Raw genomic sequence first — 19,013 nt, 5'->3', positions numbered from 1 at the left:
GTGCCGGGATGCGCGCCTCACACCTGCAACGTCAAGCCCGGCCGCGCCAGCGTGGCGTGCACGCCCCAGGCATCGCCGATCTCGCCGGCCAGCGCTTCGCGCGCGCGATCCTCGCCGTGCACCAGCGCCAATGGCGGATGCGCGATGCCCTCGCCGCCGGCGATGGCGCCATACCAGGCCATCAAACCGCGCTGATCGGTATGCGCCGAAAGCCCGCCGACCGTATGTCGCTGCGCGTTCACGCGCACATCGTGTCCATGGATGCGCACCCAACGCGCACCATCGACCAACCGCCGGCCGAGCGTGCCTTCGGCCTGGTAACCGACGAACACCACATGCGTCTGGCGCCGGTCCAGGCGATGGCGGAAGTGATGCAGGATCCGCCCTGCGTTCGCCATGCCGGAGCCGGCGATCACGATCGCCCCGCGCTCGATCCGGTTGATCGCCATGGACTCATCGCGCGTCTGCGTGAAATGCAGATTGGGCAGACGGAACGGCGTGGGCTTGTCGCGCCACACGCGCTGCGCATCCTCGTCGAAGAGGTCGGCATGGCGGTCGTAGATCGCCACCACCTTCTGCGCCATGGGGCTGTCCAGGAAGATGCTCCAGCGCGCCAGGTTCCATTCGTCCCAGTGGCGCGCGAACCAGTACAGCAATTCCTGGCTGCGCCCCACGGCGAAGGCCGGGATCAGCACGTTGCCGCCTTCGCGCCAGGCCGTGTCGAGGATGGTGCCCAGTTCGCGGATCGTCTCGGCGCGATCGCGGTGCAGTCGATCCCCGTACGTCGACTCCATCAGCACCAGGTCGGCGCGGTCGATCGGGGCGGGGTCGCGCAGGATCGGCGTGCCCTTCGGCCCCAGGTCGCCGGAAAAGAGCAACCTGCGACCGTCCGCTTCCAGCTCGACGCTGGAGGAACCGAGGATATGTCCGGCCTCGCGGAACGTGAGTTCGACTCCCGGCAGGATCTGCGTGCGCGTGTCATAGCGCAGCGGGCGCACCAACGCCATCGCCGACTGCACGTCCTCGCGCGTGAACAGCGGCAGCGCCTGCGGTTCGCCGTCGTGGCGGTAGCGGTTGTGACGCTCCGCCTCGCCCTCCGAAATGGACGCGGCGTCCATCAGCATCACCGGCATGAGGTCGGCGGACGCCTCCTGCGCGAAGATCGGTCCGCGAAAACCGCGCGCGACCAGCAGCGGCACGCGGCCGATGTGGTCGATATGCGCGTGGCTGATGACCAGCGCATCGATGGCCGCCGGTTCGAACGGAAACGGCTCGGTATTGCGGCGCTCGGCCTCGGGACTTCCCTGGATCATCCCGCAGTCGAGCAGCACGCGCCGTCCGGCCGCCTCGACTTCATGCAGCGAGCCGGTGACTTCACCGGCTGCCCCGTGAAAATGCACACGCATGTTTCGCCTCGTCGCGTTGTAACCGCGACCAAGCTACCACGGCGTACGGCATGCCTCAGGACGCAGGCGGCACGATGCGTTCTTCGCGCACGACCGTCCCGTCGGCGCGGACATCGCGATAGACCACGCTCTCCGCGGGCCGACCATAGTCGCGCGAATCACGCGGGTATTCCCTCCAGGCCGCAAGCAGATCGACGTTCTGCTTCTCGATCGCCTCCAGGCTGCGCGCGATGCGGCGCAACAAGCCCTTGATGCCGAACACCGCGAACGGCACCAGGATCCACAGGATCGACAGGATCAGGCCGAAGGCGAAGATGCAGAACCACAGGAATGTGTTGGCGTTGTAGGCCGCGTTGGCGACGGTGCTGTCCATCGTGCGCTCCGTGGTGTGGGACGTGACGGTGGAAGTCTTGGTGAGCGCGCGTGATTCCAACGTGCAATCCGGCGTGAGATGTGCGTGACGAAGGATGGCGCGATGGCCACGGTTCAGCCTCCGCATCAACGAAGGCATGCACGCGCGCGGCGCGCCTCATTCGATGGCGTCGAGCGCCTGTCGGATTTCGTCCGCGTGCGAAGGACGCACGAGGCGCGCGACCTCTTCGCCATCGCGCAGCACGATCAGCGTCGGCCACAACTTCACCCGGTACGAACGCCCGAGCGGACGACCGGGACCGTCTTCGACCTTGACGTGGCGAACGTCGTCGCGCGGCGCGAGCACCGCCTCGATGAACGGCTGCGCGCCGGTGCAGTAGCCGCACCAGTTCGTGCCGAATTCCAGCACCGACACGCCGGCCCAGGCATCGACCTGCGCGCGTGCGGGTTCGTCGTCGGTGTAGGTGCGCACGTAGCTCATCGGGCGCAAGCAGACGCGATGGTGCGTTACCTCGCCGTGACGCCCGCGCCGTCCTGCGCGAGCGGGCGCGCGTACTGCACCAGGCTCAGCAGCAGCTTGCCGGGCTCCTCCCACGGGATCATGTGCGAGGCGTTCTCGAACCACACGCCCTGCTTGTATGGCGCCCTGACCTGCTTCAGCCATGCATTCGTGGGCTCGGAAGGCGTGGTGTAGTCGTGGCGTCCCATGAACATCAGCACTGGAATCGGAAAGTCGCGCACGCCGGACATGTCGACCTTCAGGAATTCCGGCAGGATGCGCCCCAGCGTGAACACGTTCCCGCCGTCCACCGCGCAGCGTTCGGCGTCGGTGTACTCCGGCGAGAGCAACGGCGCGCGATAGAAGTAAGTGGATTCGTCACGGTACGCGGTGAGGCCGCCGTAGTACTGCGCCCACTTGCGTGCGGCGATGATGCGCTCGCGCGTGATCGGCTGGTCGCCCGGATACGGCGCGATGGCCTCCATCTCGCGCACCGCCTCGGCGTTGCCCTTGGCCTTCGCGGTGGCCATGGCGTAGTCGAAGCTGATGCGTTCGTTCTCGCGCACGTTGATGACCTGGCCCACGCCGATGTAGGCATGGAACAGATCCGGCCGCTTCAGCGCCGCCTGCATGGAGATGATCGTGCCCCAGCTGTGCCCCATCAGGATGAGCTTGCGCTTGCCGTAACGCTTGCGTACGTCCTGCGCCATCGCGATCACGTCGTCGACGAAGTTGGGAATGTGGATGGTGTCGGCGACCCGGGCCTCGTCGTTGGCAACGAAGGTCCTGCCCGCGCCGCGCTGGTCGTACGTCACCATCGTGAAGTACTCCTCCAGCGGGCGCTGGAACTGCCACAGCGTCGGCGTCAGTGGCGAGGCCGGGCCGCCGTGCACGAACAGGATGATCGGGTTGGCGCGGTCCTGGCCGCGCACGTTCACCCATTGCTCCACGCCGTTGAGGGCGACCTTGTACGACTCCTGCACGCCGTTGGGCGCGACGATGCGGCCCAGGTCGGCCACGATCTTGCGCGCCGGCTCGTAGGCGGCGGTGTCGCGGCAGGTCTGTGCGTGCACGCTCGTGGCGGCGCTCGCAGCAATCAGCACGGCAATCAGGAATCCCTTCACGTTCCAACCCCGGTGTCCGAAGAACGCCGGAGCTTAGGGAGCCGTCCTCACGGCGACAAGTGACGGTCGTCCCGCGACGCGAAGTTCACCGCGGCGGAATGCGGAATCGCGACAGCGTCCAGCGCGTCACGTCCTCTTCCCATTCGTCGCCCTTCATCGGCGTAATCGGCAGCGCGAGATTGGCCACGATCATCCACTCGCCCTGCACCGCCGTGGCGGCCGGGAACAGCAGCCCGCGCGGCGCGCCATCGTGCAAGCCCTGGAACTGCCCGGCACGCACGCGCACGCGGCCGTTTTCGTCCAGCGCCACCACGGTGTCGGTCTGGTTGGAAGCCACCCACAGCAGGCCATCGTGGAAGATCAGGCCGTCGGCGCCGTAGACGCTCTCGGCCAGGACGCTGACGGGGCCCGACGGCATGTCCATGCGCAGCACGCGACCATCGCCGGCATTGTTGATGTACATGCGCGACTCGTCCGTATTGAACGCCAGGCCGTTGGCGCCGAACGGCAGCGCGCCGGTCGTGCCCAGCAGCGGATCGCGCGAGATCGCCACGACCGTGCACGGCGCGCAGGTCGTGGCCTTCTCGATGCGATAGATCGCACCCTGGAAGGAATCGGAGACGTACAGGTTGCCCGCGCGATCGAACACCATGCCGTTGATCGCCGGAAAGCCCTTGGCGCCGAAGGTGATGGCGTCGCGACTGCCGTCGGGGTTGTCGATCTGGCGCGCGCTCGGTTCCGGCGGCGTGAGCGCCTTGAACGACAACACGTCCTGGATCGGCGTATCCGCATCGAAGCGCACGGGAAGTCGCTGGAGTTTCGAAGCGCCGAAGTTCAGTACGTAGACGTGGCCGTCGCGGACCTCCACGCCGGTGAGAGGCGTGGCGCCGAACGCGCGGCTCGCCAGCAGCCGGCCTTGCGCGGAGTAACGCAGCAGACGGTTGTTGCGCGCGCTTTCGGGCTCGCGCGCATCGAAGGTGCTGACGAAGATCTCGCCGGTGGCCGGATCGACGGCGAGGCCTTCGGGCTGGCGCACGCCGTCGGGCAGATCGATGAAGTGCTCCACCGGCACGAGGACGGGCCCGGTGTCGGCCGCGCCGGCCAGGCCTGCCCACGCAAGCAGCCAGGGCAGCATCCACAGACCGTGGCGGCGGATCGGGTTCGAAGCGTGCATGCGGAGCCTCCGGCGGAACCTGCGATTGGGCCGATGGTGGGCCGGTCGAGGGTGGCGGGATTGGACGGCCGTGCGGGCCACGGGCTTTGCAGGATCGGCCGTCCCGGGCGGGAGTGTCCCGCCGCTGTACGAACAAACCCCAAGGCCCCCGTCATCGTGACCTTCGACACCCTCGGCTCGGGACAATCGTGTCTAATGTCGCCCGGTGCCCCGGTCCGGGGCCTGTCCCAACTCACCAATGCCTGCCGGCTGGAGCCCTCCGTGAGCCTCAAGAAACCGCAAGTCCTCGTTCTGTCCCTGGCTGTCGTCGCCGCGCTGACCGCGTGCGGCAAGAAGGAAGAGGCCGCCGCACCGGCCGCCGATGCCGCCAAACCTGCGCAGCCGGCCGCCTACACGCTCGACGAGGGCAAGCTCCCCGGCGTGAACCGCTTCGCCGCGTCCGACCTGGACACCACCAAGAACGCCTGCGATGACTTCGGTGGCTACGTCAACGGCAAGTGGCTCGCCGCCAACGCCATCCCGGGCGACCGCACCTCGTGGGGCGCGTTCGAGATGCTCGATGAGCGCTCCACCGCCGTGCAGCGCCAGCTGGCCGAGCAGGCCGGCGCCGACACCAACGCCAAGGGCGTGGAAAAGATCGTCGGCGACTTCTGGGCCACCGGCATGGACGCGGCCAAGATCAACCAGCAGGGCATCGCCCCGCTGAAGCCGCAGCTCGACGCCATCGCCGCGCTCGACAGCCAGGAAAAGATCGCCGACTACCTGCGCACCAGCGCGGCCAAGGGCGAGAACGTGCTGTTCGGCTTCGGTCCGGAAGCGGACTTCAAGGATTCCCGGAACAACATCGCCTACGCCTCGCAGGGCGGCCTGGGCCTGCCGGACAAGCCGTACTACTTCGACGCCGACAAGAAGGACAAGCTGGCCGCCTACGAGCAGCACGTCGCCAAGGTGCTGGAGCTCAGCGGCATTCCCGCCGCCGACGCCGCCAAGCAGGCCAAGGACGTGATCGCGTTCGAGACGCGCCTGGCGCGCGCCTCGCTCGACAAGAAGACGCTGCAACGCGACGTCTCGCTGTACTACAACCCGATCAGCCCGGCCGATGCCGACAAGCTCGCGCCGAACTTCCCGTGGACGAAGTTCTTCGAATCGCAGGGCGTCGCCACGCCGGCGATGTTCTCCCTCGCCATGCCGGCCTTCCACCAGGAAGTCAGCAAGATGCTCGCCGACGTGCCGGCCGAGCAGTGGCAGTCGTACCTGCGCTTCCACACCGTCGACTCGGCTTCGCCGTACCTGTCGGATGCGTTCGTCGAAGAGAACTTCAACTTCTACAACAAGACCCTGCGCGGTCAGAAGGAACTGAAGGAACGCGGCAAGCGCGTGCTCGACGTGATCGAGAGCGAGGCCGGCGAAGCGCTGGGCCAGATGTACGTGAAGGTGGCCTTCCCGCCGGAGTCGAAGGCGCGCATGGAGGAGCTGGTGAAGAACCTCTCCGAGTCGCTGAAGACGCGCATCGAGCACCTGGCGTGGATGGGCGACGACACCAAGAAGAAGGCGATGGAGAAGTGGGCCGCCTTCACCCCCAAGATCGGCTACCCGGACAAGTGGCGCGACTGGACGGGCCTGGACACCACCCGCGACAGTTACATCGGCAACGTGCTGGCCGCCAACGAGTTCAACTACAAGTGGGAACTGGGCAAGATCGGCAAGCCGGTCGATCGCACCGAATGGGGCATGCCGCCGCAGATGGTGAACGCCTACTACAACCCGCTGCAGAACGAGATCGTCTTCCCGGCCGCGATCCTGCAGCCGCCGTTCTTCGATCCGAACGCGGATGACGCGGCCAACTACGGCGGCATCGGCGCGGTGATCGGCCACGAGATGACGCACGGCTACGACGACCAGGGCAGCCGTTTCGGTGCCAGCGGCAACTTCGAGAACTGGTGGACCGACGCCGATTCCAAGGGCTTCTCCGGCCGCACCGACAAGCTCGTGCAGCAGTTCGACACCTACCGCACCGACGCGGGCGGCAAGGTCGACGGCAAGCTGACGCTGGGCGAGAACATCGCCGACCTCGGTGGCCTGGCCACGGCCTACGACGCCATGAAGAAGGCGACCGAAGGCAAGCCGGACCCGATGACCGACGGTCTGACGCGCGACCAGCGCTTCTTCCTCAACTGGGGCACCGTGTGGCGCCGCAACTTCACCCCGGAAGAGCTGAAGCTGCGCCTGGCCACCGACGAGCACGCTCCCGCCACGTTCCGCGCGATCGGCGCGCCGTCGAACCTGCCGGCGTTCGCCGCGGCGTTCTCGTGCAAGCCGGGTCAGCCGATGGTGCGCGAGGCCGACAAGCAGGTCGTGATCTGGTAATCGTGTAAGCCAAAGCGCAAGACACGGCCGCACTCGTCGTCGGCCGCGCGAAGGCCCGGGCTCCCCGGGCCTTCTTTTTTCCGAAACTGCGATGGCCGCCGCGCGCGCTTCCTTCGCCCCTTCGGCGACCGCAGGGAGAAGGGAAAGGCCGGTGAATGCGGCGATGTCGCGTGAACGGCCCGCCTCACACGTCCATTGCTAGACTCCGGCCACCTTGCCCTCCCCCGGTACGGAGCCGCCATGAACCTTCGTCCGCTCGTCTGCGCTCTGGCCGTCTGCCTGATCGCCATCCCCCACGCCGAGGCCCAGAAGAAGCGCGCCGCCAAGCCCAAGGCGCCGGCCGCGGCGACCGCCTGCAGCGACTTCTACGCCAACGCCAATGCCGACTGGCTGCGCAGCAACACGACGCCGCCCGCGTCGGGCTCGGTGTCGGCGCTGGAGCAACTCGCCGCGCGAGCACGCCAGCAGCAGCTGGACCTGCTCGACGCCGCATCGAAATCGCCGCAGAACAACGTGCAGAAGCTGCTGGGCGATTTCTGGGCGAGCGGCCTGGACGAAGCAGCGGTGGAGCGCGATGGTGCACAGCCGATCGCGCCGCTGCTCGCGCGCATCGACGCGATCAAGAGCGCCAAGGACATTCCGCCCGCGATCGCCGCGCTGCACCAGGTGGGCATCCCGGTGGTGTTCAACTTCGGCGCCGATGTCGACCTGGACGATCTGAACCGCCACATCGGTTACTTCGCACAGGGCGGGCTCGGCCTTCCCGATCCGGCGTACTACGCGCGCAACGACGCCGACACGCAGGCGCTGATGGGGCGCTATCGCAATTACGTCGAACAGATCCTCGCACTCACCGGCACGCCGCAGGCGCAGATCAAGACCGATGCGCAGGCGGTGCTGGATCTGGAGACGCGCATCGCGAGCGCATCGAAGTCCTTGGTCGACCTGCGCGACCCGCGGCGGAACTTCGCGCCGGTCGACACCAAGTCGCTGGCAAAGCAATACAAGCGCCTGCAACTGGGCGATTTCCTCAAGGTCCAGGGCGTGACCGACGACCGCGTGTCGATGGCGAACCCGCAACTGTTCTCGCAACTGGACAACCTGGTCGGCAGTCTCAAGCCGGCGCAATGGAAGGCGTACCTGCGCTGGCGCGTCGGCGATGCGATGGCGCCGTACCTGGCCAAGCCGTTCCGCGATGCGGACTTCGAATTCCGCGGCCGTGTGCTGCGCGGACTCGCTGCCCCGCCGACACGACCGCAGCAGGTGCTCGACGCGATCACGCTCGCCGCCGGCCCGATGGTGGGCCGCGAGTACGCCGCGCGTTACTACTCTCCGGCCACCGACAAGCGCGCCGAAGACATCGCCGCGCAGATCCGTAACGCGCTCGGCCAGGCACTGGATCGCGACACGCGCTTCAGCGCCGCCGCGAAGGCCGAAGCCAAGGCGAAACTCGACAAGCTGAAGATCGAAGTCGGTACGCCCAATCGCGATCTGGACTACACCGTGCAGCCGATGGGTCGCGGCAGTTTCGGCAGCAACATGCTGATCGCCTCGACCTGGCGCCATCGCGAGGAAATGAAGCGCATCGGTCGCGGCAACGCCGACCGTCGCTGGGACGTGTTGCCGCAGGATCCTTCGCTGGCCTACGACATCACGCAGAACCGCTTGATCGTGACCGCCGCGATGCTGCAACCGCCGGTGTTCGACACCTCCAAGGACGCGGCGTGGCTGTATGGCTCCTACGGCGCGCTGGTCGGGCACGAGCTCAGCCACGGTTTCGACAACCGCGGACGTTACGTCGATGCGAAGCAGGAACTGCGCGACTGGTGGACGCCGACCGAAACCTCGGCGTGGGACGCGTTGAGCAAGCGCGTCGCCGCGCAGTACTCGGGCTTCGACTATCCGGACCTGAAGGGCACGCGCGTCAACGGCACGCAGACGGCGGACGAGAACATCGCCGATCTGATCGGCGTGGAACTCGCATCCTCGGCCCACCGCGCGGCCGAGCCTTCGGCAGCGAAGACCGCGCAACAGTCGTTCTACAAGGGCTGGGCCTCGTTGTGGCCGCAGCGGATGACGGCGGAGGTCGCGCAGCAGCGCGCCGCCACGAGCGTGCATGCCCCCGGGCAATGGCGCACGAATGGACCATTGCGCAACGAAGCGCCGTTCGGCGAGGCGTTCGCGTGCAAGGCCGGCACGCCGATGCAGCTGGCTGCGGACCAGCAGATAAGAGTGTTTCCGTAATCCGCCGTCGCTTCAGTCCAGTACTCGAAGCGACGGCGCGCGTTCTTGGACCTCAGCGCACCACGCGCATGCGCGGCGGTCCACCCTTGCGCCGGAACGGCGGCTGCCCGCGCCAGTAGCGGATCAGCAGCCAGCCGAACAGCATGCCGCCCAGGTGGGCGAAATGCGCCACGCCCGGCATCGCGTTGGTGATGCCCAGCAGCAGCTCGATCGCGCCGTAGACGATGACCAGCGTGCGCGCCTTCATCGGGATCGGCGGAATCAGCAGCATCACGCGCTGGTTCGGGAAGAGCATGCCGTACGCCAGCAGCAGTCCAAAGATGCCGCCGGAGGCGCCGACGGTCGGATACGCGGCGCCGCCCTGCGACACCATCCAGACACCGACTCCAAGCTGGCACAGCGCCGCGCCGACGATGCAGACCAGGTAATACGTCAGGTAGCGGCGATCGCCCCACACGTGCTCCAGCGGCGCGCCGAACATCGCCAGCGCCAGCATGTTGAACAGCAGGTGGGCGAAACCGCCGTGCATGAAGCCGTAGGTGATCAGCTGCCACGGCATGAACTCGACGCCGTACAGCTCGGCATCGTTGTGCGGCGGCCACAGCATGAACTGCGCGAGCGCGACGTCGCCGATGGCGAGCTGCAGCACGAACACCAGTCCGTTGGCGATCAGCAGGGCCTTGGTGACGGGGGGAAGGTTGGAAAACATCACGACTCCTCGGGTGCGCTACATGGTAGCCGGCGCGAAGCCGCGCGGGTGCGTGCGGACGATCGTGCGGTGCCGGACGCTCCGGCCTTCGGCCAGCGGGTCAGCGCCCGGCCTGGCGACGCCTGGGAGCGGCCTTCGCGGCCGGCCTGGCGGGCTTTTCCGCCACGCTGCGCCGCGCAGCCGCACGGGGCGCGGGCGTGGGCATGCCCCACATTTGTTCGTCGAGCGTCGCCGCGGCGCGTTGGCCCTTCACGCGGCCGCCCTCGATGCGCACGCCTTCGGCGCGCAGGCGCTGGCTCTGCTCGCGGAATCCGCGCGAACCTTCGGGAAACGCGATGCGCCCGTCCGAACGCAGCACCCGATGCCACGGCAGGTCCGGATCCTCGTTCTGCCCAAGCAGCCTCGCCACGAGCCGCGCTCGGCCCGGCAATCCGGCGCGCCGCGCGACCTCGCCGTAGCCGGCAACCTCGCCTGCGGGGATCGCGCGGATCGCGGCGAGAATACGTCGATGCGATTCGTCGGCAGGCGACTTGCTCATCGCGGTAGCATAACGGCTTCCCCCGGAAGGAGCCGCCCGTGCGCAACTTCGACTCGATCCGCCGCCACCTCCAGGCCGCGAAATTCCGCCTGACCGATCATGACGTGGACGTCGTGTGCATCGAGCTCTCACTCGAGCACGGCACGCGCCACCAGGCGATCTTCCTCTCCGAACTGGACGACGATGACGGCCGTCCCTACCTGCGCGTCAGCACCGCGGTCGCGCCGATCACCGGCCTGGACGCGAAGAAGGCGCTGATCTTCAACTGGCAAAGCCGCGTGGGCTACCTCGCCATCGGCGACCTCGATGGCGTGCCGCATCTGCAACTGTGCGAGAACCGCCCCTACGACGGCCTGGATGCGTCGGAGATCGATCGGCTGGTGCTGGAGATCGGCGGCCTGGGTGATCGCATGGAGCGGATGCTGTCGGCGGGTGGCGACCTGTTCTGATTCTTCGGGATTCGGGATTCGGGATTCGGGATTCGGGATTCGGGATTCGGGATTCGGGATTCGGGATTCGGGATTCGCAGGATCATGCAAACAAAAAGCCCGCCGATGGCGGGCTTTTGCTTTTACGAATCTCCAATCTCGAATCCCGGCGTCTCACGCCCAGCCGAACATCCGGAACATCTCAAAGCACAGATACGCGATGCCGCCGGCGGCGGGAATCGTCAGGATCCACGCCCAGATCATCTTCTCCACCACGGTCCACTTGATGGCGTTGAAGCGCTTGGCCGTGCCCACGCCCATGATGGCGGACGAAATGTTGTGCGTGGTCGAGACCGGAATACCCAGCGTGGACGCGGCCATGATCACCGAGGCCGCGCTGGTTTCCGCGGCGAAGCCGTTGATCGGATGCAGCTTCACCAGCTTGTGGCCGAGCGTCTTGATGATGCGCCAGCCGCCCGCGGCGGTGCCGGCGGCCATCACGATGGCGCACGTCAGCTTGATCCACAGGTCGATGTCGTTGTGTTCCAGCGCGTTCTTCGAGGGGTGCAGGAACGCCAGCCACGACGGCAGGTTGTCCAGCGTGCCCGCCGACTGCGCACCCACCAGCGCCAGCGCGATGATGCCCATGGTCTTCTGCGCATCGTTCATGCCGTGCGCGAAGCCCATGCCGGCGGCGGATGCGAGCTGCGCCTTGCCGAAGAACGCATTGACCCAGCGCGGACGCGCCATGCGCGCGAGGATGCCGCCGCTGCGCGCCATGAAGGAAATGATCGCAAACAACAGGCCCATCACCAGGAAACCGGCGGCGAAGCCCAGCAGCGGCGAGGACACCATCGGCACGATGACCTTCCACAGCACGCCGGCGCTCTTGTACCAGGGGTCGGCTGGATGCGACCAGATCACCGAGTGCCAGTTGTTGCTCGCCGCGGCCACCGCCGCGCCGCACAGTCCGCCGATCAGCGCGTGCGAGGACGAGGACGGCAGGCCCTTCCACCACGTGATCAGGTTCCACACGATCGCGCCCAGCAGCGCGCACAGGATCAGCTGCGAAGTGACTTCGACCACGCCCGTGTCGAGCAGGCCGGAGGCGATCGTCTTGGCGACGGCCGTGCCCCACAGCGCACCGAGCAGGTTGGTGATCGCCGCCAGTGCCACCGCCTGCATCGGCGAGAGCACCTTGGTCGCGACGACGGTCGCGATGGAGTTGGCGGTGTCGTGGAAGCCGTTGATGTACTCGAACGCGAGCGCCGCGAACACCACGACCAGGACCAGGGTCAGCATCGGCCCGGCCCCTTACGAGTTCTTCAACACGATTTCGTAGGCGACCACGCCGGCTTCGCGGCAGCGGTCGATGGCCTTCTCCAGGATCTCGAAGAACTCCTTGAGCAGGAACATCTGCAGGTTGTCCAGGCGGCCGGAATAGATGTCGCGGTACAGCTCGAGCATCAGGCGGTCGGCTTCGTTCTCCAGCGAGCGCAGCTGGTCGTTGAGCGCCTTCATCGGCTCCAGCTTGAGGTGGCGCAGCTGCTGCACCATCTGCACGACCACGGCCGAGGCCTGCTCGAGCATCGCCGCGCGCGGCGCGAAGTCGATGTGCTCCAGGTGGCGCGTGGCGAGCGAATAGCGGTCGGCGAACTTCTCGACCTGCTTGGGAATCTTGTACAGCGCCGAGGCCAGGGCTTCGATGTCCTCGCGCTCGATCGGGGTGATGAAGCTGTTGACCAGCTCCTGGCTGATCTTGTCGGAGGCGTCGCGTTCGCGCTGGCGGGCCAGCTTGAAGGCGTCCAGCGCGGGCTGGCGATCGGCGGCCTTGAGCATCGCGTGGAGGGCCTTGGTGCTGTCGTGGGCGGCGACGGCGGCCTCCTCCAGCAGCGTATAGAACTGGTTGCCTTGGCCGAAGATCGTTTGCAGGGAGAACATGCTGAGGGGGCCTCGTGATGCCGGAACGCCCGGCTCGGTGGGGACTGCGGGGCGAATTATGACGGTTTGGCGTCAAAGGCGCGCGCCCATGCGGCGGTTGAAATTGGCGGGCCTGCTACCATCCCTTGGCTTTCCCCCTCCTTGCCCCCTTCAGATCTGATGGACGACGACCCAGAACGGCCGCCCAGCGCCGCCACGCCCCCTCACGGCGCGTGCACTCCAGCCTGCCATCCTGAGGTACGGACCGCATGCTGGAACTCCTGATCGTCATTGCCCTGATCGTCCTCAACGCCTTCTTCGCGATGTCGGAGATGGCGCTGATGACCTCGCGCAAGATCAAGCTCAAGCAGATGTCCGAGACGAGCCGCGGCGCCCAGGTGGCGCTGGAGCTGGCTGAGCACCCCGACAATCTGCTGTCCACCGTGCAGGTGGGCATCACCTCCATCGGCATCCTCACCGGCACCTTCGGCGGCGAGTCCATCGGCCTGGCCATCGCCGGCTGGGTGCAGGGCGCGTGGCCCAATGCCGCCCAGTACGCCCGCCCGATCGGCCTGGGCACGGCGGTCACGCTGATCACGGCCGCCTCGGTGATCTTCGGCGAGCTGATCCCCAAGCGCCTGGCCCTCACCGCGTCCGAGCGCATCGCCTGCGCGGTCGCGATCCCGTTGTACTGGCTGTCGCGCATCGCGCGCCCCGCCGTCGCGGGCCTGGGCGCGATCAACCGTTTTTTCCTGCGCATGTTCGGCGTGAAGGACGACGCGCGCAGCGAGATCAGCGAAGAGGAAATCCGCCTGCTGGTGAGCGAAAGCCACGAGCAGGGCGTGATCGACAACGACGAGCGCAAGATGATGAACCGCGTGCTCGGCCTGGGCGACCGCACCGCCGAAAGCCTGATGACGCCGCGCACGCGCATCGCCTGGCTGGACGCGTCCGTCGACTTCGCGCAGAACCTGGAGTCGATGCGGCAGACGCCGTTCTCGCGCTATCCGGTGTACCGCCACAACGACAGCGAAGTGCTGGGCATCCTGGAAGTGAAGTCGCTGCTGGACCGCCTCGACGAGAAGGCACCGGACCTGTTCAAGGAGCTGCGCGAGCCGTTGTTCGTCTCCGAGTCCACGCACGCGATGAAGCTGCTGGAGATCTTCCGCGAGGAACAGCAATCGCTCGCGCTCGTGGTGGACGAATACGGCGACATCAGCGGCGTGGTCACCATCGCCGACCTGATGGACGCCGTGGTCGGCCGCGTGCATTCCGTCGGCGTGCCCGGCGGCGAGGCCGAGGACGATAACAACGCGCCGGTGGTGGAACGTCCGGATGGCTCGTTCCTGCTCGACGGCTCGCTGCCGGTGGAAGACCTGCGCGAGCTGATCGGCGGCGGTCGCCTGCCCGACGAGGATGAGCACGACTTCCACACCGCGGCGGGCATGGTGATCGCGCATTTCGGCCGAATTCCCTATGTCGGCGAGCATTTCGACTGGGCGCAGTGGCGTATCGAAGTCGTGGACCTGGACGGCCCGCGCATCGACAAGCTGCTGCTTTCCCGACGCCCCGAACCGGAGCCGGTGACGGATGACACCTCCGGCTGACCGCGATCGCCACGAATACCGCGAGGCGGGTACGCGGGCGTTGCTGGACGTGTTCGCCGCGGGTGATCCCAACGAGCAGCTGCGCATGGGCGACGTGCTGCACGGCCTGGGCGACCGTTCGTTCGGCATGCTGCTGTTCGTCTCGACGATCCCGGCGTTCATTCCGATTCCCGGCGTCGGCGGCGCGGTCAGCGGGCCGCTGGTGATCCTGATCGGACTGCAGTTGCTGATCGGCCTGCGCCAGCCGTGGTTGCCGAAGTTCCTCGCGCGACGCGGCCCGCACCGTCATGCGATGGCGCGCTTCCGCGATCTGCTGGCGCCGTGGCTGACGCGGCTGGAGAAGGTCGTGAAGCCGCGCCTGCCGGTGCTGCTCGACCACCGCCTCGCCGATTTCTTCACCGGCCTGCTGCTGTTGCTGCTGGGCCTGCTGCTCTCGCTGCCGATTCCCTTCACGAACTATCTGTTCGGTGCATTGCTGCTGCTGTTCGCACTCGCATTGCTGGAGCGCGACGGCTGGCTGCTGTGCGCGGCGTGGGGTGCGGGCGTCGTGGCGATCACGGTGTTCGGCGTGCTGTCAGGAAGCCTGGCCGCGGTCGCCGCGCGTTGGATCGACATGCTGTTCTGACTTCAGTGCCCTCTCCGCCCACCGGAGAGGGGTTGGAGTGAAAGCAAGCCAGCCTCGCTGACAGCCAACCCTCATCCGCCTGCCGGCACCTTCTCCCGCAAGCGGGAGAGGGGCTTCATCTGGGTGGTTGTCGTAGCGGCCTCGAACTTCTCATCCAACAAAAAGGCCCCGCAATGCGGGGCCTTTTGTTCTTTCGATCGACGCTTCGCTTACGCGAACGGATCCTGCAGCACCATGGTCGCGTCGCGGTCGGGGCCGGTGCTGACGATGGCGATCGGGCAGCCGGCCAGTTCCTCCAGCGCGCGCAGGTAGGCGCGGGCGGCGGGCGGCAGCTTGTCCCACTCGGTGACGCCGTGCGTGTTCTCTTCCCAGCCCGGGAACTCCAGGTACACCGGCGTGCACTCTTCCCAGCCGGCGGCGTCGAGCGGCGCGTATTCGGTGCGCTTGCCGCGGTATTCGTACGCGATGCAGATCTTCAGCTTCTCCATGCCGTCGAGCACGTCGAGCTTGGTGATGCACAGGCCGGTGATGCCGTTGACGGCCACGGCACGACGCAGCGCGACGATGTCCATCCAGCCGCAGCGACGCGGACGGCCGGTGGTAGCGCCGTACTCGGCGCCGCGGTCGCGCAGGCCCTGGCCGACTTCGTCGTCCAGTTCGGTCGGGAACGGACCGCCGCCGACGCGCGTGGCGTAGGCCTTGGCGATGCCCAGCACGTAATCGACCGCGTCCGCGCCCACGCCGGTGCCGGCGTACGCGCCGCCGACGGTGGTGTTGCTTGATGTGACGTACGGGTAAGTGCCGTGGTCGATGTCGAGCAGCGAGCCCTGCGCGCCTTCGAACAGCACCTTCTTGCCCTGCTTGCGCAGGTCATGAAGGATGCCGGCGACGTCGGACTTCATCGGCTCGACGTATTCACCGAAGGCCAGCGCTTCATCCAGCGTCTGCTGGAAGTCGACCGCGTCCACGCCCAGGTACTTGGTCAGGACGAAGTTGTGATAGTCCATCGTTGCGCGCAGCTTCTCGGCGAGCTGCTGCGGGTAATGCAGGTCGGCCACGCGGATGCCGCGACGCGCGACCTTGTCTTCGTACGCCGGGCCGATGCCGCGACCGGTGGTGCCGATGGCCTTGCCGCCGGCGGCCTTCTCGCGGGCCTGATCCAGCGCGATGTGGTACGGCATGATCAGCGGCGTGGCCGGGCTGATCTTCAGGCGCGAACGCACTTCCACGCCGTTGGATTCGAGTTCGGCGATTTCCTTCTGCAGCGCCGCCGGCGACAGCACGACACCGTTGCCGATCAGGCACAGCGCGCCTTCGCGCAGGATGCCGGAGGGAATCAGGTGAAGGACGGTCTTCTTGCCGCCGATGACGAGGGTGTGGCCGGCGTTGTGGCCGCCCTGGAAACGCACCACCGCCCCGATGTCCTGCGTGAGCAGATCGACGATCTTGCCCTTGCCTTCATCGCCCCACTGGGCACCGAGAACGACGACTGACTGACCCATTTCGAAGCTCCTGACTCGAGATCGCTGACTAGCTGCATTGATGGCCGCGGGGGCGGGGCTGCCGCGGGGCTCGCGCATGGAGCCCCCGCAAACAGCAAGAAAGCCGGCGGGGCGCTGGGCCCCGTCCGGCTTTTGTGCATTATCCGGGTTTTGGGTGGGCGGGACCACCCCGGCGGGCGGTCTCCCGTTCAACTTCGTGCGATTCCGACCGATCCGGTCAGGCCGTGGCGCGTGAAGGCCTCAGGAACGGATCCACCACAGCGACAGCAGGCCCAGCCCGACCACGATCGCGCCCACCACCCGCAGGTGGCGGTCCGGCATGGCGTGGAGCTGTTCGGCGGCCCGTTTCCAGCCGCGGGGGGCGACGAACAGGAACAGCCCTTCCAGCACCGCCACCAGGCACAAGGCCGAGACCAGTTCGAGCATGTGGGCCGGTCAGCGGTCCGAACGCAGGTACTGCAGGAACGGGTCGTCGCGGTCGAGCACGACCACGCCGTCGCCATCCGCGAACGCCTTGCGGTACGCCTCCAGGCTGCGTTGGAACGCGTAGAAACTCGGGTCCTTGTTCGCGGCCTGCGCATACAGGCGGGTCGCCTCGGCATCGCCCTCGCCGCGCAGCTTCTGCGCGTCGCGCTCGGCCTCGGCCACGATCACCTGCTTGTCGCGATCGGCCTGGGCACGGATGGCCTGTGCCTGCTCCACACCCTCGGCGCGCAGCTGGCTGGCCACCTGCAGGCGCTGGCTGCGCATCTGGTTGTAAACCGAGCCGACCACGTTGCTGTCCTGCGGCAGCTCGATGCGCTTGATGCGGATATCGACGATCTTCACGCCCAGCGTCTGGGCGCCTTGGTTGATGGCGTCGAGCTGGCGACCGATCACCGAAGTGCGGTCGCCCGACACCACCTGCTGCAGCGTGCGCGAGTTGATCTCGTTGCGCAGCGAGTCGCGGATGATCGGCGCCAGGCGCTCGACTGCGGTGGTCTCATCGCCGCCGGTGGCGCGGTAGAAAGCGCGCAGGTCATGGATGCGGCCCAACGCGAAGAAGTCGACGCTGACGTTCTGCTTGTCGGCGGTGAGGTAACGCTCCGGTTCGGCATCGAGCACTTGCAGTCGACGATCGAACACGCGCGAGGTTTCCACCAGCGGCCACTTGAAATGCAGGCCGGGGCCGATGTCGGTACGCACCACGCGACCGAGGTTCAGCACGATCGCGCTGTGGCCTTCGCCGACCACGAACACCGAGCCGAGCAATGCGAACAGGGCCGCGACGACGGCGGCGATCCACAGGGAGAATTTCATCGCGTCACCTCCTCGCGTCCGGTCGGCCGGGGCGAGCGTGCGGGGCGTCCCGTGTCAGCGGGCTCGGGGGTGATGGTCGGCGTCAGCAGGTCCGGCGTGAGCAGCGGCGAGCTCGGTGTCGCGGGCGCGGCACGCTTGTCGCCCATCGGCACGTAGATCAGCTGGCGCGAATCGCCGCCGATGATCGTGCGGCTGCCGGCGAGCACGTCCTGCACGGTGTCCAGCCACAGGCGCTTGCGCGTGACCTCGGGGGCGTTCTTGTACTGGTCCACCAGCAACGAGAAGCGCGTCGCGTCGCCCTCGGCGCGGGCCACCGAAGCCGCCTTGTAGCCCTCGGCGGCGGCGCGTACGCGCGAGGCCTCACCGCGCGCTTCCGGCACGATCTGCTTGGCGTACGCCTGGGCCTGGTTGATCGCCGTGGTCTTCTCGGAGGCGGCGCGCTGCACTTCGTCGAACGCGTCCTTCACCTCGTCCGGCGGACGGGCGTTGGGCAGGTTGAGTTCGGTCACGACCAAGCCGGTGCGGTAATCCTGCAACGAAGCCTGCAGGCGCTGGCGCACCGTGGTGGTGAGCTCGGAGCGCGCATTGAGCACGGTGTCCAGGTCGGAGCGGCCGACCTGTTCGCGCACGGCGCTCTGCGCGGCTTCCTTCAGGACACGGTCGGCGTCGCGCGAACCGAACAGGTACATCTGCGGATCGCCGATGCGGTACTGAACGTTGATCTCGACGTTCACCATGTTCGCATCGCGGGTGAACACCGGGACGGTGTCGCTGTAGGCGTTGCTCTGCGTGGCGTTGACCTTGGTCACGCGCTCGATCGGCCACGGCGCCTTGAAGTGCGGTCCGGGCTGCAGCACGCGCGAGAACTGGCCGAAGCGCAGGACCACGCCGCGCTCCTGCTCGGTCACCAGGACGAAGCAGTTGAACACCAGCCAGAGGCCGAAGACGATGCCGACCCAGCGCAGGATGCTGCCGCCGCCACCGCCACCACCGCCGCCTCCGAAGAGGCCGCGCAGCGGATCGAGCAAGGCGTCGAGGCCGCGCCCACCGGGCCTGCGGCGCGGGGTTCGTCCGTTCGAACCGCCGGAATTGTCACTGCCAGGGGTGTTCCAGGCCATGCCTGCTCCAAGAAGGGGGTGCGCGTCCGCATTCAGGCGCGCTGACGTGCGTCGATTCTAGGTGGGGGTGCGGTGTGCCTC

At 67.4% G+C, this 19,013-nt stretch carries 17 protein-coding genes and 1 pseudogene; 5 read left to right on the top strand and 13 right to left on the bottom strand.

Features of this window, described 5'->3' with window-relative positions; translation table 11 throughout:
* Nucleotides 1-17 precede the first annotated feature (17 nt).
* The 5 genes from AAFF32_RS10135 to AAFF32_RS10115 form a co-directional block, all read right to left on the bottom strand.
* Complete coding sequence (locus AAFF32_RS10135) at nucleotides 18-1,406, bottom strand: MBL fold metallo-hydrolase (RefSeq protein WP_342315130.1); 1,389 nt, start codon at nucleotides 1,404-1,406, stop codon at nucleotides 18-20.
* A gap of 55 nt (nucleotides 1,407-1,461) precedes the next feature.
* The gene (locus AAFF32_RS10130; RefSeq protein WP_342315129.1) at nucleotides 1,462-1,779 is read right to left on the bottom strand and encodes a hypothetical protein; all 318 of its coding nucleotides are present in this window, start codon (nucleotides 1,777-1,779) and stop codon (nucleotides 1,462-1,464) included.
* A gap of 156 nt (nucleotides 1,780-1,935) precedes the next feature.
* Complete coding sequence (locus AAFF32_RS10125; RefSeq protein ID WP_342315128.1) at nucleotides 1,936-2,259, bottom strand: thioredoxin family protein; 324 nt, start codon at nucleotides 2,257-2,259, stop codon at nucleotides 1,936-1,938.
* A gap of 26 nt (nucleotides 2,260-2,285) precedes the next feature.
* Complete coding sequence (locus AAFF32_RS10120; RefSeq protein WP_342315127.1) at nucleotides 2,286-3,401, bottom strand: alpha/beta hydrolase; 1,116 nt, start codon at nucleotides 3,399-3,401, stop codon at nucleotides 2,286-2,288.
* Nucleotides 3,402-3,486: 85 nt separating this feature from the next.
* Nucleotides 3,487-4,575 carry a hypothetical protein gene (locus tag AAFF32_RS10115; protein ID WP_342315126.1) on the bottom strand — a complete coding sequence of 363 codons (1,089 nt, stop codon included), beginning with the start codon at nucleotides 4,573-4,575 and terminating at the stop codon, nucleotides 3,487-3,489.
* Nucleotides 4,576-4,770: 195 nt separating this feature from the next.
* Here AAFF32_RS10115 and AAFF32_RS10110 point away from each other — a divergent pair, with 195 nt between their 5' ends.
* Together AAFF32_RS10110 and AAFF32_RS10105 are read left to right on the top strand one after the other, a co-directional pair.
* Nucleotides 4,771-6,942, top strand: coding sequence for a M13-type metalloendopeptidase (locus AAFF32_RS10110; RefSeq protein ID WP_342315125.1), 2,172 nt, complete (start codon nucleotides 4,771-4,773; stop codon nucleotides 6,940-6,942).
* A 240-nt stretch (nucleotides 6,943-7,182) separates the two neighbouring features.
* Nucleotides 7,183-9,186, top strand: coding sequence for a M13 family metallopeptidase (locus AAFF32_RS10105; protein ID WP_342315124.1), 2,004 nt, complete (start codon nucleotides 7,183-7,185; stop codon nucleotides 9,184-9,186).
* Nucleotides 9,187-9,238: 52 nt separating this feature from the next.
* Here AAFF32_RS10105 and AAFF32_RS10100 read toward each other — a convergent pair whose 3' ends face one another.
* Nucleotides 9,239-9,895 (bottom strand): rhomboid family intramembrane serine protease, encoded by a 657-nt coding sequence (locus AAFF32_RS10100; RefSeq protein WP_216958959.1) that lies wholly within the window; start codon nucleotides 9,893-9,895, stop codon nucleotides 9,239-9,241.
* Nucleotides 9,896-10,091: 196 nt separating this feature from the next.
* Nucleotides 10,092-10,433, bottom strand: a pseudogene (locus AAFF32_RS10095) (MGMT family protein); the annotation flags it as partial.
* 38 nt (nucleotides 10,434-10,471) lie between these two features.
* On the opposite strand from AAFF32_RS10095, the gene AAFF32_RS10090 reads away from it, so the two are divergent.
* Nucleotides 10,472-10,882, top strand: a complete 411-nt coding sequence (locus tag AAFF32_RS10090; protein ID WP_216958965.1) for a hypothetical protein — start codon at nucleotides 10,472-10,474, stop codon at nucleotides 10,880-10,882.
* A gap of 153 nt (nucleotides 10,883-11,035) precedes the next feature.
* On the opposite strand, the gene AAFF32_RS10085 is transcribed toward AAFF32_RS10090, so the two are convergent.
* Nucleotides 11,036-12,163 carry an inorganic phosphate transporter gene (locus AAFF32_RS10085; RefSeq protein ID WP_342315123.1) on the bottom strand — a complete coding sequence of 376 codons (1,128 nt, stop codon included), beginning with the start codon at nucleotides 12,161-12,163 and terminating at the stop codon, nucleotides 11,036-11,038.
* 12 nt (nucleotides 12,164-12,175) lie between these two features.
* Nucleotides 12,176-12,802, bottom strand: a complete 627-nt coding sequence (locus AAFF32_RS10080; RefSeq protein WP_216958972.1) for a DUF47 family protein — start codon at nucleotides 12,800-12,802, stop codon at nucleotides 12,176-12,178.
* 248 nt (nucleotides 12,803-13,050) lie between these two features.
* Here AAFF32_RS10080 and AAFF32_RS10075 point away from each other — a divergent pair, with 248 nt between their 5' ends.
* Nucleotides 13,051-14,388, top strand: a complete 1,338-nt coding sequence (locus AAFF32_RS10075) for a hemolysin family protein (RefSeq protein ID WP_342315122.1) — start codon at nucleotides 13,051-13,053, stop codon at nucleotides 14,386-14,388.
* A complete protein-coding gene (locus tag AAFF32_RS10070) occupies nucleotides 14,372-15,013 on the top strand; it encodes an exopolysaccharide biosynthesis protein (protein ID WP_216958978.1) in 642 nt (213 codons plus the stop codon). The genes AAFF32_RS10075 and AAFF32_RS10070 overlap by 17 nt, the downstream gene beginning before the upstream one ends.
* Before the next feature lie 209 nt (nucleotides 15,014-15,222).
* Here AAFF32_RS10070 and AAFF32_RS10065 read toward each other — a convergent pair whose 3' ends face one another.
* The 4 genes from AAFF32_RS10065 to hflK all read right to left on the bottom strand — a co-directional run bounded on the left by AAFF32_RS10065 (nucleotide 15,223) and on the right by hflK (nucleotide 18,932).
* Nucleotides 15,223-16,515, bottom strand: coding sequence for an adenylosuccinate synthase (locus AAFF32_RS10065; protein ID WP_216958981.1), 1,293 nt, complete (start codon nucleotides 16,513-16,515; stop codon nucleotides 15,223-15,225).
* A gap of 240 nt (nucleotides 16,516-16,755) precedes the next feature.
* Nucleotides 16,756-16,941 (bottom strand): DUF2065 family protein, encoded by a 186-nt coding sequence (locus AAFF32_RS10060; RefSeq protein WP_216958984.1) that lies wholly within the window; start codon nucleotides 16,939-16,941, stop codon nucleotides 16,756-16,758.
* Between the two features lie 9 nt (nucleotides 16,942-16,950).
* Nucleotides 16,951-17,814 (bottom strand): protease modulator HflC, encoded by an 864-nt coding sequence (locus AAFF32_RS10055; RefSeq protein WP_216958987.1) that lies wholly within the window; start codon nucleotides 17,812-17,814, stop codon nucleotides 16,951-16,953.
* Entirely contained in the window at nucleotides 17,811-18,932 is a 1,122-nt protein-coding gene (hflK, locus tag AAFF32_RS10050; RefSeq protein WP_216958989.1) for an FtsH protease activity modulator HflK, read from the bottom strand. The genes AAFF32_RS10055 and hflK overlap by 4 nt, the downstream gene beginning before the upstream one ends.
* Between the last annotated feature and the right edge of the window lie 81 nt (nucleotides 18,933-19,013).

Origin of the sequence: Lysobacter sp. FW306-1B-D06B (genome assembly GCF_038446665.1) — a bacterium.
Taxonomy (GTDB): Bacteria; Pseudomonadota; Gammaproteobacteria; order Xanthomonadales; family Xanthomonadaceae; genus Lysobacter_J.
Note: the sequence above shows the minus strand (reverse complement) of the source record. Positions and strands in the feature narration are given on the sequence as shown.

Bases quoted from the DNA above. Each gene is read 5' to 3' on its own strand.
- AAFF32_RS10135 (WP_342315130.1), bottom strand. From the start codon at position 1,406: ATGCGTGTGCATTTTCACGGGGCAGCCGGTGAAGTCACCGGCTCGCTG.
- AAFF32_RS10130 (WP_342315129.1), bottom strand. From the start codon at position 1,779: ATGGACAGCACCGTCGCCAACGCGGCCTACAACGCCAACACATTCCTG.
- AAFF32_RS10125 (WP_342315128.1), bottom strand. From the start codon at position 2,259: ATGAGCTACGTGCGCACCTACACCGACGACGAACCCGCACGCGCGCAG.
- AAFF32_RS10115 (WP_342315126.1), bottom strand. From the start codon at position 4,575: ATGCACGCTTCGAACCCGATCCGCCGCCACGGTCTGTGGATGCTGCCC.
- AAFF32_RS10110 (WP_342315125.1), top strand. From the start codon at position 4,771: ATGTCGCCCGGTGCCCCGGTCCGGGGCCTGTCCCAACTCACCAATGCC.
- AAFF32_RS10105 (WP_342315124.1), top strand. From the start codon at position 7,183: ATGAACCTTCGTCCGCTCGTCTGCGCTCTGGCCGTCTGCCTGATCGCC.
- AAFF32_RS10100 (WP_216958959.1), bottom strand. From the start codon at position 9,895: ATGTTTTCCAACCTTCCCCCCGTCACCAAGGCCCTGCTGATCGCCAAC.
- AAFF32_RS10085 (WP_342315123.1), bottom strand. From the start codon at position 12,163: ATGCTGACCCTGGTCCTGGTCGTGGTGTTCGCGGCGCTCGCGTTCGAG.
- AAFF32_RS10080 (WP_216958972.1), bottom strand. From the start codon at position 12,802: ATGTTCTCCCTGCAAACGATCTTCGGCCAAGGCAACCAGTTCTATACG.
- AAFF32_RS10075 (WP_342315122.1), top strand. From the start codon at position 13,051: ATGCTGGAACTCCTGATCGTCATTGCCCTGATCGTCCTCAACGCCTTC.
- AAFF32_RS10070 (WP_216958978.1), top strand. From the start codon at position 14,372: ATGACACCTCCGGCTGACCGCGATCGCCACGAATACCGCGAGGCGGGT.
- AAFF32_RS10065 (WP_216958981.1), bottom strand. From the start codon at position 16,515: ATGGGTCAGTCAGTCGTCGTTCTCGGTGCCCAGTGGGGCGATGAAGGC.
- AAFF32_RS10060 (WP_216958984.1), bottom strand. From the start codon at position 16,941: ATGCTCGAACTGGTCTCGGCCTTGTGCCTGGTGGCGGTGCTGGAAGGG.
- AAFF32_RS10055 (WP_216958987.1), bottom strand. From the start codon at position 17,814: ATGAAATTCTCCCTGTGGATCGCCGCCGTCGTCGCGGCCCTGTTCGCA.
- hflK (WP_216958989.1), bottom strand. From the start codon at position 18,932: ATGGCCTGGAACACCCCTGGCAGTGACAATTCCGGCGGTTCGAACGGA.